Below are 13,397 nucleotides of genomic sequence, written 5' to 3'. Positions count from 1 at the left end.
TTTAAGCTATGAGTTTTTGTTAAGTGGGAGTGAGTTTATGATTGGAATGCTTGTTGGACAAGTTGCGTCAATTGATGCTCGTTCTGCTCTTATTGTTGTTTCTGGAGTTGGCTATGAGACTTATATGCCTTCTCAAGATTTGTCTTCTTTGCATGAAGGCCAGGAAGCTCGCGTTTATACGTCGCTTCAAGTTTCGCAAGATGCTTTAACTCTTTATGGTTTTACAACTCAAGCTGCTAAACGAATGTTTTTGCAAGTGCAAAAAGTTAGTGGAATTGGTCCTAAAGTTGCTCTTTCTATGCTTTCAACTTTGAATGTTGATCGTCTTTTACAAGCTATTTCTGAGGGAGATGTAACTTCTCTTTCTTCTGCTCCTGGTTTAGGGAAAAAGGGTGCGCAGAAGATTATTTTGGAATTGAAGGGTTCTCTTGATTCTTCAATACTGGCAGATAGTTCTAATGATTCTACTCAATCTAATAAGCAGATTGTTGATTCTAGCGTGCAATGCGTAATAGAGGGTCTTGTTTCATTGGGTTGGAGACAAGTTGACGCTCAAAGAGCAGTTGAGCAAGTTTGTGCAGATAATAATATTTCTACTCCTATATCTGATGCAGATTTGCCTAATGTTTTACGAATGGCATTAGCTTCACTTGATAGGGGTAGGTAATCATGTTTGTAAAGAATCTAGTATTGGGGGAGTTGAAGTGAGTGAAGAGTATACTTCTGCGCTAAATACTGGTGTTGCTGAAGAATCCTTACGCATGGTTTCTTCAACGCCTTTAGGAAATGAGCAACTCAGTGATGAGGAACTTCGTCCTCGCGCATTAGAAGGTTTTATTGGTCAACCAGTTTTAAAAGCGCAATTGCAACTGTTTTTAGATGCTGCTAAAAAGCGTGATGTTGCGCCTGACCATATGTTATTGGCTGGCCCTCCTGGATTGGGAAAAACTACATTAGCAATGATTGTTGCTAATGAATTGCAAGTTCCTATTCGAATTACTTCAGGTCCTGCCATCCAGCATGCTGGAGATTTAGCTTCTATACTAAGTGCGCTTGACGCAGGTGAGGTGTTGTTTATTGACGAAATCCATCGTTTGCCTCGTGCTGCAGAAGAGTTGCTTTATATTGCTATGGAAGATTTTCGCGTTGACGTTATGGTCGGTAAAGGTCCTGGTGCCTCATCAATACCGCTAACTCTTCCTCGTTTTACTGTAGTTGGAGCTACCACTAGGGAAGGAATGTTGCCTTCTCCATTGCGCGCTCGTTTTGGTTTTACTGCTCACCTTGATTTTTATCCTCACGAAGAGCTTGAAAAACTTATTGAGCGATCTGCTAAAGTCTTAGGAATTCGCCTTATAGATCAAGCTGCTAAAGAGCTATCGTTACGCTCTCGTGGCACTCCTCGTATAGCGAATCGCTTGTTGAGACGTGTCAGAGATTGGGCTATTGTGCATGATTTGTCAGAAGTAAATCATGAAGCTGTTGTTGAAGCGTTAGCTTTATACCAGATTGATACACAAGGTCTTGATCGACTTGATATTGCAGTTTTGAAGGCTATGGTTTGTCAGTTTAACGGTGGACCGGTTGGTCTTAATAATCTAGCTGCAATGGTTGGTGAAGAAGCTGAAACTGTTGAAACAGTATGTGAACCATATTTAGTGCGTGAAGGATTCTTAATTCGCACTCCTAAAGGTCGTGTTGCAACTAGTAAAGCTTGGAAACATTTGGGCTTTAAAGAGCCTAGTAATGTCAGTGAGCTAGCTTAAAATAATTAACTTGGACGGCATTTCGACCGTCTTAGGGTTGGATACTTAAGGAGTTTACTTTGCCTCAATTTTTCCAGCAGTATGGCATGCTTATTATTCTCGTTGTAGCAATGGTTTGCATGATGATGTTCCAGACTCGCAATGCTAAGAAGCGTCAAGCTGAAATGCGTTCCTTCCATGAATCTTTGGAACCAGGTACTGAAATTATTACAATCGGCGGCATTATCGGCAAGATTGTAAGCGTAGATACTCAATATGAAGAGATTGTTATCGATTCAGAAGGTAGTTTGATGCGAGTATCTTTCCGCGCTGTGAACAGATTGTATGTGCGTCCAGCGTTTATTAGCGATGAAGAAGCAGAAGAAGCTGCACAAGCTGAAGAAGCTAAGCAAGATGATGCAAATAAATCTGTAAGCGAAGATAACGAGCCAGTATCAGAATCTGCAGAATCTGAAAAGTAATAACTTTTATCTCATAAATTTATAATTTAATACTTAAGTCGTGATGTGTGAGTCAGCACATGTCTCACGCATCACGCGAATATGTGACATTCTTTCCATATTCCAATAACAAGTCTTGTGAAGAAAAGAACGTTAGGATTATGACAGCAACGGATATTACAGTGAAAACGTTGAAAACAGTAAGCAACGATGATGCCGCTTATCTTGCTTCTTTGATTCGTACCGTTCCAGGATTCCCCAATCCTAGTATTATATTCCGTGATTTTCTTCCTATATTTTCAAATGCGCGCTCTTCGCGAATTCTTATTGATTCTTTAATTGATGCCTTGCCTGTGCCAGCTGATTCAATTGATTTGATTGCTGGGCTTGAAGCTCGAGGTTTTCTTTTTGGACCATTGTTGGCATCTCGGTTAGGCAAAGGTTTTCTTGCTATTCGTAAAGCTGGTAAGCTACCTCCTCCAGTTATTACTGAGTCATACATGCTTGAGTATGGTCAGGCAAGTATTGAAATTGAAAGCGACGCTATTAAGCCAGGTCAACGTGTGCTTATTGTTGACGATCTTATTGCAACTGGAGGCACTGCAAAAGCTGCTGCAAATATTGTCAAGCGCGCTCAAGGAATAGTTGCAGGTTTTAGTTTTGTTATTGAACTTACTGGTATTAGTGGAATGAGTGAGTTATGCGATTATCCTTGCAGTAGTTTAATTACTATGCCAGCTTAAAAGTTTATTATTATCGCTTATTATTAAAGTAATATCCTATTTAAAACAATATATTGGTTTTGCACCTAAAAGAATTGAAAGGAAAAGGCATGGTTGAAAAGCTTAAGTCATCCTTAATAAACATGTCTAAAGGTGTAATAACTCCTGTTATTGTTATTTTTATTTTTTCTCTTACGATAGGTCTTTTCTTATCTCTCACACTTCTTGTGGTTTCTATCGAAGAAGGAACAGGTAATCTTTCTGAATCTGCAATGTCTATGACTTGGGCTGTGTTTATGTTTGCTCAAGGCGTGGGTCTTACTTTTGGAAATTGCATTCTTACGATTATTCCTTTAGGCCTTACTTTTCTACTTATTTCAACGCTTGTATGCTTAATTCGTCGTATTAAAGGTGGGAATATAGCATATTTTACTGGGCTTGTAGTCTGGGCTGCTATTAATGCGATACTTTCTCAAAATACGCATGTTACTTTACTTGATTCTACTTTTATTGTTGCTTGTAAATCTTCTTGTGTTTATTTAATTTCGTTACTTATAGCGGTTTTCCCAAGAAGCTCGCTGTTTGTATCTGCTAAGCAGCGTTATAAGCAAATATGTCCTGAGTATATTCAAAAAAATATTCGTATTACTAAGCGAACTGCGGTAATTTTGTTCGGTTTATATGCGTTTGTTGCGTTAATAACTGTTGTGGTTTGGGCTTGTACAAATTTTGGTTATGTTAATTCATATTTCAATAAACTAGGCATGCAAAATGGTTCGCGTATTCTTACAACTATTGCTTGCTTAGTTTGGTTGCCTAATGTTGCTATTTGGGCATTATCTTGGATTTGTGGATCTGGATTTAATATTGGATCTGTTGCACAATTTACTTTAACAGTTTCTCAACGTAAATCTTTGCCGCCTATTCCGGTTTTTGGAATATTTCCTGATGCTGTTATTGACGTTGTGCATCGCACTGTTTTTTACTCTATAGTTCCAACTTTATGCTTTATTGTAATGTTTGTAGCTTTATTGCATAAAAGCGGCTGTGGCTTGCGCCTAAAAAATATTATTGATAAAACTGAGCGTGAGTCTTTTATGTTGAACGCTATAGAAGCTGCAACTGATAGTGTTGGCGTATCCGCTTTAATTACAATTATGTGGACTGTTGTTTTTTCAATAGCAAATGGTTCATTAGGGGAATGTCGACTTTCTTATATTGGAGTTGACATTATTGAAAGTACTAGAGCTGTTGGTCATCTTACTCTATACGCTTCTGCTGTAGCATTGGTTATTTCAATTTTTAGTATTCTACTTATTTGTGGTGCGAGATATTGCTTAAATCTTATTGTTGCTAGTAAGTCGAATAAACCTGTAAAATTTGCAGAATTAATCGAAAATAAGGCTAGTAATAAAAATAATCAACCTTTGCCTTTGAAAAAAGCCGCTCCTAGGACGGTTTCATCGAAGGCTAAAAGAAAATAATTCCTCACTACTATTTTGGGAAGGAAGGCCGCCGTGCAACAGACACAGAGCAAAGAATCAAACGCAAATGTGCTGATAACCACAGGTGAAAGGCAAATTCGTAGAGTTCTTGTTTCAGTTTTTCATAAAGAAGGACTTGAAATATTAGCTGAAGCATTTAGAAAGGCTGATACTGAAGTAGTTTCAACCGGCTCTACTGCTGCTAAATTGGCGGAACTTGGCGTTCATGTTATTGAAGTTTCTGACGTTACTGGTTTCCCAGAAAGTCTTGATGGAAGGGTGAAGACTTTAGATCCGCATATTCACGCTGGAATTCTTGCAGATATGAGTAATGCTGATCATGTAAAGCAACTTGAAAAGCTAAACATAAAGCCGTTTGATGCTGTAGTAGTTAATTTGTATCCGTTCGTAGACACTGTAATGAGCGGTGCTGATAGTGACGCAATTATTGAAAAAATTGATATTGGTGGACCTTCTATGATTCGTGCTGCAGCAAAGAATCATAAGTCTGTTGCCGTTATTACAGATCCTGCAGATTACCAGCTTTTAGCTAATAGAATCGTTTCAGGTGAAGGCTTTAATTTGCAAGAGCGCGAATATTTGGCTGGTAAAGCATTTGCTCATACAGCAGCTTACGATGCTTCTATATCTGAGTGGACAAGTAAAGCATGGCAGAAGCCTGAAAGTTTGAACACAAATGATGAAGAAGATAGTAAAAATGCTGAATCTGTAAAGCTTCCTGCAAACTACACGCGCACTTGGAGCTTAGAGCATACGCTTCGATATGGCGAGAACCCTCATCAGCAAGCAGGATTGTATTTAGATCCTCTGCATAAGGGCGGTTTAGCTCAAGCTGAGCTTCTTGGCGGAAAACCTATGAGCTACAACAATTATGTGGATGCGGATGCTGCTTGGCGTGCGGTTTGGGATTTTGCTCCACAAATTGCAGTTGCTGTTTGCAAGCATAATAATCCATGCGGTTTAGCTATTGGAACTAATGCAGCTGAAGCTCACAAGAAAGCTCACGCTTGCGATCCTGTAAGTGCTTACGGTGGTGTGATTGCTTCAAATACTACAGTCACTTTAGAAATGGCAGAAAGTGTGCGTCCAATTTTCACAGAGGTTATTGTGGCTCCAGACTATGAGCCTGAAGCTTTGGAATTGCTTCGCACTAAAAAAAAGAACCTCCGCATTTTGAAGGTTGCAACTCCGCCAGTTTTAGGTTTGCAAGTTCATCCTATTGACGGCGGTGCTTTAGTTCAGTCTGCAGATAAGATTGATGCAGTTGGTGATAATCCTGAAAACTGGACGCTTGTTTCTGGAGATCCTGCTGATGCTGATACTTTGCGCGATTTGCAATTTGCCTGGCGTTCGCTTCGTTGTGTAAAGTCTAACGCAATTCTACTTGCGCATGATAATGCTACTGTTGGCATTGGTATGGGGCAGGTTAATCGCGTGGATTCGTGCCATTTGGCTGTTGAACGTGCGAATACTTTGGCTGATGGTGCTGAACGTGCTCGTGGAGCTGTTGCGGCTTCGGATGCTTTCTTCCCATTCGCTGACGGTCCGCAAATTTTGATTGAAGCTGGCGTTCGCGCAATCGTGCAGCCTGGTGGCTCTATTCGCGACGAAGAAGTGTTCGAAGCTGCGCGCAAAGCTGGTGTAACGATGTACACTACCGGTACTCGTCACTTCTTCCACTAAAATTGCTTTAGCTAAGATTCATAGACAAATAAATTAATCAATATTATGGATGCAGCGTTTGTGTGCTTCAAGCGCTGCATCTTTGTGTTAGTGCCTAAAACAACTCATGTTTTCTTATCGCGGAGCAGGTATGATACAAGTATGACAGATAGTGAGCATCAGACTAGAAGCACTAAAACGGAACATCCGTACGTGTCGGAAAAACGTGAGGGTAAACCTTATGCTGAATGGATTGTAGCAATTATTATTGGACTTTGCGCATTATTGGCATTTATAGGATATGTAAAAGCCGCCACAGTTGTTATTTCTGTGACGGCTGTACTTCTAGGAGTTATGCGCTTAATTATGCGTCAGCGTAGCCCTTGGAAAGTTCGCTCAGTTGGCTTTGATTCTTTCATCAGTATTACGCTCGGCATAGGTTTGCTTATAACATACGCTTCAATTATATTTTTGCTATAATTTTATTCTTAAAGATTGTTCGCAACGTTATTGTCAGATACGTTTTGAACGTATTCATAGCTCATATCTGGTGCTACAGGAGCATCTGCTTTTGTGTCTGCAAAGTTTTGTATTGGTGCAGGATTTGTTTCATTTGATACAGCAGGTTTTTGTGCTGAGTTTGAAAGAAGCTTTGTTAATAGCAAAACTAGGCTAACAAGCGCTGCAGCAAAAATTGGAGCAATCCAGAATACCCACAATTGACTTAGTGGTTTAACTTCCAAATCATGAGAGTTTGCGAATAATGCAATGCCGGTAGAACGAGCAGGATTCAAACCAGCTCCTGTAATTTGATATGTAATGAAAGCACCAGCTGCGTATGCAATACCGATGTGTGTTGCATAACCGCATTTAGTATTACCTTCATGGTCTGTGCTGCGCAATGCAGTGGCAACAATCAAAATAACAGCAATAACTTCAACTAATAACGCAGATACTATTCCGAAAGACAAGTTTATTTCTTTTAGTTGACGTGCAGAAAGAGATGCCTTTTCGAATCCGTTTACTATTGAAACAAACCAATACTTTTTGTCAAAACCTGAGCCTTGGCCAACTTGTGATGGATTAATGCTTGAATTCTGCTGAGGAATAATAAGAATAAACAATCCTGCAGCTGCAATAGCACCAAGAACTTGGGCAACAATGTAGCATAATCCTGCAGTGTATGAAGTGCGTCCAGTAAGCATCGAAGCAACTGTTACTGCAGGGTTAAGGTGGCCTCCAGAAACTTTAGATGCAATATATGTCGCTGCAGCATAAGCGATACCAGTGCCGGCGGCAATCATTAAAACATTGATTCCGTACATTACAGTAGTAAGAGAATAAAAAGTGTAAACAACGAACATCGCTAAAGCTGTAGCAATAAATTCAGTACCAATACGAACAATAAGTGGCGCAGCAGTTTTAGTTGTGCTGCACGGTGTATCTGTAGTTTTAATCATAACTTTCCTTAATTTTAGTTGTGCCGCTTTGTTAATGATTGCAACACAATGAAACCTAGGCTATACTATCACGGCTATGCCATACGGTAACATAGGAAGACGTGGTGTTTTTTGATTTATTGCAAATTTAATAAATTGCCACATAAATTAGTAAGTTAATGAGTAATGAATTGCTTATACTGCGTATTCTTAAGTAAATTCTGGCGCAAGTATGTATGTAATTCTTTAGGTCACGTTGGGAGAACGATGCCAAACGCATATTCCCGCGCCAATCAGGCGCATTCAGATGACAACAACGCCATTCGACTGCAAAAGCTGCTTGCTGAAGCGGGATTTGGTTCAAGACGCAAGTGTGAAGAGATTATTCTTGACGGGCGTGTTGAAGTAGACGACGAATTGGTTACAACACTTGGTACTCGAGTAGATCCAAAACGTCAAAAAGTGCGCGTTGATGGATCTCGCGTAAAGTTCAACACAAAGCTAGTAACGCTCGCATTGCATAAGCCTAAGCGAGTTCTTAGCGCAATGGACGATCCAAAAGGTCGCTTTACTTTAAGAGATATTGTTGGAGACAAGTACGAGCGAATTTTCCACATGGGACGCTTGGATTACGATTCTGAAGGTCTTATTTTAATGACCAACGATGGCGAGCTAAGCCAGCACGTAATGCACCCAAAGTATGAGGTTGAGAAAACTTATATTGCAACTGTTGAAGGCAAAATCAACGGTATGGTTTGCCGCCGCTTGGTTTCGCAAGGCGTGAATCTTGAAGATGGTTGGATTAAGCTCGACCGTTGCGCAATAATCGACCAGAATCACGACACAACCATGGTAAAAATTGTGTTGCATTCTGGCAAAAATCGTATTGTTCGCAGGATTTTTGGAGCCGTTGGTTTCCCTGTAAAGCGTCTTGTTCGTACGCAAATTGGCCCTATTAAATTGGGCGACTTAAAAGCTGGATCGTATCGCGTGCTTTCTCAAACAGAAGTGCGTTCGCTTTCTAAGGAGGTTGGCCTGTGATTTGTGTAGCAATTGATGGACCAGCAGGAGTAGGTAAGTCTTCTACTTCTCGTGCTTTAGCACAATACTACGGTTTTGCGTATTTAGATACGGGTGCAATGTATAGAGCTGCTGCTTGGTGGTGCTTGAAACAAGGTATTGATTTAAGCACGAAGCTTGAATTGGATGAAGAAGGAAATCCTGTAAATCCAGCGGATACTGAACGTTTTAATCAAATTATTGAAGCTGTTGGAGCCTTATTTACTGAAAGTGACGCTGACTTTAGTGTTGATCCTAAGAATCCTGTAGTGACTGTCGAAGGTGAGGATATTAGCGAAGAATTGCGTTCCAGCGAAGTTTCTTCGCATGTGTCTACTGTATCTTCGATTCCTGCAGTTCGCCGTATGCTTATTGCTGCTCAGCGAGCGTATATTGCTTCAGAGTCAGATGAAGATTCTTTCTCAGGCGGAGAGGGAATAGTTGCAGAAGGACGCGATATTACTACTGTTGTTGCTCCTAATGCTCAAGTTCGAGTGCTTCTTACTGCACGCGAAGAAGTGCGTCAAGCTCGCAGAAACAAGCAGAATATTGCGCAAGAAAATTTGCAAAATAATGAATCTAAAAATAATGAATCTGAAGAAGACGATATTCACGCTCGTGACGCTAAAGATGCTAAAGTTACGCATTTTCTTCAAGCAGCAGACGGTGTTACAACGCTAGATAATTCTGATTTGACTTTTGAGCAGACTCTCGATGCTCTTGTTGAAATGGTTGACGCTGCTATCGAGCAAGATGAGTACGACCGCTATGCTGCTAATCTTGAAGGCTACGATCTTGACGATGAAGACCGTGCGCTTCTTCGAGGCGACGAAGTAAGTCAAGACGATGCAAAAGACTCTAAAGCTGTTGGAGTAATCGCCATTATAGGTCGACCAAACGTTGGAAAATCAACGCTTGTCAATCGTATTTTGGGCCATCGTGTAGCTGTTGTAGAAGATACTCCAGGTGTTACGAGAGATCGCGTAAGCTACGACGCTGAGTGGGCTGGAACTAACTTTAAGCTGGTTGACACTGGCGGCTGGGAAGCAGATGTTGAAGGCATTGATTCTTCTATTGCTCAACAAGCGCAAATAGCAGTGCGTTTAAGCGACGCTGTGATTTTCCTAGTAGATGGTCAAGTTGGTTTAACAGCTACAGACGAGCGTATTGTTTCAATGCTTCGTGCTGCAGGTAAGCCTATTACTCTGGCAGTTAACAAGGTTGACGATGCTAGAAGCGAGTATTTGACTGCAGAGTTTTGGAAGCTCGGAATGGGTGAGCCTTACGGAATTTCTGCAATGCACGGCAGAGGCGTTGGAGATTTGCTTGATGCAGCTCTCAATTCTTTGAAGAAAGCGAATAAAACTTCAGGATTCTTAACTCCAGAAGGACTTCGCAGAGTTGCTTTAGTAGGTCGTCCAAACGTTGGTAAGTCTTCGCTTTTGAATCATTTAGCTCATGAAGAGCGATCTGTTGTAAACGATTTGGCTGGAACTACTCGTGACCCTGTTGATGAGGTTGTGCGAGTTGACGGCGAGGATTGGCTGTTTATTGACACTGCTGGTATTAAGCGCAGGCAGCACAAGCTTACGGGTGCTGAATACTATTCTTCACTTCGTACGCAAGCTGCGATTGAACGCTCGGAACTTGCTTTGATTCTTTTCGATTCTTCCCAGCCTATTGCAGAGCAGGATTTGAAAGTTATGAGCCAGGCTGTGGATGCAGGTCGCGCAATCGTACTTGTGTTTAACAAGTGGGATTTGATGGACGAATTTTCCAGACAGCGCATGGAACGCTTATGGAAAACTGAGTTTGAGCGCGTAACTTGGGCTGAGCGCGTAAATCTTTCTGCAAAAACAGGATGGCATACGAATCGTCTTGCGCGCGCTATGCGAACAGCTTTAGACAGCTGGGATAAGCGCATTCCTACAGGCAAGCTCAACGCTTTCTTAGGGCGTATTCAGTCTGCTCATCCGCATCCTTTGCGAGGCGGAAAGCAAGCGAGAATCTTGTTTGCCACGCAAGCTTCTACGCGCCCACCGCGTTTTGTAATATTTACAACTGGCTTCTTAGAGCACGGATACCGTCGCTTTATTGAGCGATCACTTCGAGAAGAATTTGGATTCGAGGGAACTCCTATTCAAATCTCCGTAAAAGTACGAGATAAGAAGAAGCGCAAATAAAGCGCGATTAAGTCACAAGTAGGTTGGTGTTAAGTAAAGTAGGAGCGTATATGGCTGGTTTGAGCGAGTTAGCTTTCGATTTGCATCATGCTAGCGAAGATGAGATTTTTCAAGCATTTGTTGATTGGGTTAAAGATAACAAACATGTAGATTTGTGGCCGCATCAAGAAGAATCCATCATGGATTTGCTTGCAGGAGACCACGTTATTTTAAACACTCCAACAGGTTCTGGAAAATCTCTAGTAGCACTCGGCATGCATTTCACAGCACTCGCCACCGGCAGACGCTCCTACTATACTGCGCCAATTAAAGCTCTCGTATCCGAAAAATTCTTCGATTTAGTAGCTATTTTTGGGCGTGACAACGTTGGTATGATTACAGGCGACTCGCATATTAATGCGGATGCTCCAATAATCTGCTGCACGGCGGAAATCTTAGCAAATCAAGCTTTACGTGAAGGTGTAAATGCTGAAGTTGATTGCGTTGCAATGGACGAATTCCACTACTATGGTGATCCAGAGCGTGGATGGGCTTGGCAAGTTCCGCTGCTTACACTTCCAAATACGCAATTCTTACTTATGAGTGCAACTCTTGGAGACGTAACGGATATTGCGGAACGCTTAGAAAAATCAACAAAAAGAAACGTCGATATTATTGCAGACGCTCCAAGACCAATCCCACTCGAATATGAGTACACAGATAAGCCACTTGCCACAACTGTAGAACTCTTATTTAACAAGGGTTTAACGCCAATCTACGTAGTTCATTTTTCGCAAGACGCAGCTCTAGAAACAGCTCAAGCGCTAGCTAGTACGGGAGTTTCTAGCAAAGAGCAGCGAGACAAAATTGCTCAAGCGATTAAAGGCACTAAATTTACTACAGGCTTCGGCAAAATTTTGCAAAGGCTACTGCGCACAGGCGTTGGCGTACATCACGCTGGCATGCTTCCGCGCTACCGCAGGCTTGTTGAACAGCTAGCTCAGCAAGGATTGTTGCCCGTTATTTGCGGCACAGACACTCTTGGCGTTGGTATTAACGTGCCAATTCACTCTGTTGTGCTTACAGCGCTAACAAAGTTTGATGGGAATCGTAGTCGCAAGCTTCGCGCTCGCGAGTTTCATCAAATTGCAGGTCGTGCAGGCAGAATGGGGTTTGATACAGAGGGCTTAGTAGTTGCAGAGGCTCCAGAGTTCGAGATTGAAAACGCGCGCGCTGTTGCAAAAGCTGGCAATGACCCTAAGAAGCTTAAAAAAGTTAAGCGTAAGAAGGCTCCAGAGGGCTTTGTTGTTTGGGGCGAACCAACGTTTACTAAGCTTATTGAAAGTGCTCCAGAAACTTTGAATCCTCATATGGTTGTAACGCATTCAATGATTTTGAACGAAGTTACGCAAGGCGGAGACGCTAGAGCACGCGTTGAAAAACTTATTGAAGATAGTGCGCAAAAGCCGCAAGATAAAGAGAAATTGCTTGAGCGTTGCAACGATATTTTCCAAACTCTGCTCGATACTCAAGTTATTGAATCTAAAAAGCGCGCGAACGGTTCTTGCGATTATGAGCTTGATGTTGCAATGCCTGAAGGCTTTGCGCTGGATCAGCCGCTTTCTCCGTTCTTGCTCGCAGCTTTGGAACTTCTTGACCCAGAATCTCAAAGCTATGCGCTTGACGTAATTTCTATGGTTGAAGCAACTTTAGATGACCCTAAGCCTGTTCTTCGCGCGCAGGAGCGTAAGGCTCGCGATGCTGCAATGGCTGGTATGAAGGATGATGGCATTGATTACGAGGAGCGCATGGAACGCTTAGCTGAAGTTAGCTATCCTAAGCCTCTTGAGGATTTGCTAGCTCCTGCTTTTGCGCAATACCGCAAGGACGTGCCGTGGGCAAACGACTACTGGCTAAAGCCTAAATCTGTGCTTCGAGACATGGTTGAAACCGTCTCTGATTTTACTGGATACATTTCTCGTTATGGCATTGCTAGAAGTGAGGGAACGCTTCTTCGCTACCTTTCGGACGCTTACCGTTCGCTCGCTCGCACTGTGCCAGAAGACATGCTTAACGAAGAATTGCGTGATATTATTTCGTGGCTTCGTCTTGTTGTGCGCTCTATTGATTCTAGTCTTGTTGACGAGTGGGAGAGTGCAGGAGGTTCGGACGCTGAAGCTAATGCTGTAACTACGGCTGCGCCTGGAACTTCTGAGTCTGTGGTTGAGGATCGTCGTGGACTTATTGTGTTGATTAGGAATGCAATGTTCCGACGTGTGCAACTTATGGATTTGGAAGATGCGGATACTTTAGGAGAGCTTGACAAAGCTTGGGGTTATGGCGTTCACGAGTGGAATGATGTGCTTGACGACTATTACGATGAGCACGAGTATGTTGGAATAGATGCTAAGGCTCGAAGTGGCGACTTGTTTATTTTGGATGATTCGCTTGAGAAAAGTGAACATTCGTGGAAAGTTCGGCAGATTATTGACGATTCAGATGGGGATCATAATTGGGCTATTACTGGCGTTGTCGATTTAGATACAACTCAAGACGAAGGTGAAGTTGTGTTCTTTGATTACCAAGTTTCGCACGTGTGATTTTTAAAAATGTGTTAACAGAATACGAAATGCAAGACGCAA

General features: G+C 42.0%; 11 protein-coding genes. 10 read left to right on the top strand and 1 reads right to left on the bottom strand.

All coding sequences use genetic code 11. The features are described from left to right. Nucleotides 1-37: 37 nt before the first annotated feature. From ruvA to HXT41_RS01870, 7 genes are all read left to right on the top strand, one after another. Complete coding sequence (ruvA, locus tag HXT41_RS01900) at nucleotides 38-667, top strand: Holliday junction branch migration protein RuvA (protein ID WP_064621376.1); 630 nt, start codon at nucleotides 38-40, stop codon at nucleotides 665-667. Nucleotides 668-761: 94 nt separating this feature from the next. After that, complete coding sequence (ruvB, locus tag HXT41_RS01895; RefSeq protein ID WP_217431467.1) at nucleotides 762-1,766, top strand: Holliday junction branch migration DNA helicase RuvB; 1,005 nt, start codon at nucleotides 762-764, stop codon at nucleotides 1,764-1,766. Between the two features lie 59 nt (nucleotides 1,767-1,825). Next, nucleotides 1,826-2,227, top strand: coding sequence for a preprotein translocase subunit YajC (yajC, locus tag HXT41_RS01890; protein ID WP_064621375.1), 402 nt, complete (start codon nucleotides 1,826-1,828; stop codon nucleotides 2,225-2,227). 140 nt (nucleotides 2,228-2,367) lie between these two features. Then, on the top strand, nucleotides 2,368-2,949 hold the full coding sequence (locus HXT41_RS01885) for an adenine phosphoribosyltransferase (protein WP_012914213.1): 582 nt from the start codon (nucleotides 2,368-2,370) through the stop codon (nucleotides 2,947-2,949). 89 nt (nucleotides 2,950-3,038) lie between these two features. After that, nucleotides 3,039-4,412: a DUF6350 family protein gene (locus HXT41_RS01880; RefSeq protein WP_421788777.1), complete on the top strand. Its 1,374-nt coding sequence runs from the start codon at nucleotides 3,039-3,041 to the stop codon at nucleotides 4,410-4,412. Between the two features lie 33 nt (nucleotides 4,413-4,445). Next, entirely contained in the window at nucleotides 4,446-6,116 is a 1,671-nt protein-coding gene (purH, locus tag HXT41_RS01875) for a bifunctional phosphoribosylaminoimidazolecarboxamide formyltransferase/IMP cyclohydrolase (RefSeq protein ID WP_116994699.1), read from the top strand. A gap of 141 nt (nucleotides 6,117-6,257) precedes the next feature. After that, the gene (locus HXT41_RS01870; protein ID WP_012914210.1) at nucleotides 6,258-6,575 is read left to right on the top strand and encodes a hypothetical protein; all 318 of its coding nucleotides are present in this window, start codon (nucleotides 6,258-6,260) and stop codon (nucleotides 6,573-6,575) included. A gap of 8 nt (nucleotides 6,576-6,583) precedes the next feature. Here HXT41_RS01870 and HXT41_RS01865 read toward each other — a convergent pair whose 3' ends face one another. Continuing rightward, nucleotides 6,584-7,555, bottom strand: coding sequence for an MIP/aquaporin family protein (locus HXT41_RS01865; RefSeq protein ID WP_004108851.1), 972 nt, complete (start codon nucleotides 7,553-7,555; stop codon nucleotides 6,584-6,586). 246 nt (nucleotides 7,556-7,801) lie between these two features. On the opposite strand from HXT41_RS01865, the gene HXT41_RS01860 reads away from it, so the two are divergent. From HXT41_RS01860 to HXT41_RS01850, 3 genes are read left to right on the top strand one after another with little or no spacing between them, the layout of a single operon-like run. Further along, nucleotides 7,802-8,575 (top strand): pseudouridine synthase, encoded by a 774-nt coding sequence (locus HXT41_RS01860; RefSeq protein WP_041160499.1) that lies wholly within the window; start codon nucleotides 7,802-7,804, stop codon nucleotides 8,573-8,575. Continuing rightward, the gene (gene der, locus HXT41_RS01855) at nucleotides 8,572-10,776 is read left to right on the top strand and encodes a bifunctional cytidylate kinase/GTPase Der (protein WP_102155121.1); all 2,205 of its coding nucleotides are present in this window, start codon (nucleotides 8,572-8,574) and stop codon (nucleotides 10,774-10,776) included. Before HXT41_RS01860 ends, der begins: the two co-directional genes overlap by 4 nt. A 50-nt stretch (nucleotides 10,777-10,826) precedes the next feature. Then, nucleotides 10,827-13,355, top strand: coding sequence for a DEAD/DEAH box helicase (locus HXT41_RS01850; RefSeq protein ID WP_103013862.1), 2,529 nt, complete (start codon nucleotides 10,827-10,829; stop codon nucleotides 13,353-13,355). Nucleotides 13,356-13,397: the final 42 nt, after the last annotated feature.

The organism is Gardnerella sp. DNF01189 (assembly GCF_049244195.1).
Classification (GTDB): Bacteria; Actinomycetota; Actinomycetes; order Actinomycetales; family Bifidobacteriaceae; genus Bifidobacterium; species Bifidobacterium swidsinskii.
Note: the sequence above shows the minus strand (reverse complement) of the source record. Positions and strands in the feature narration are given on the sequence as shown.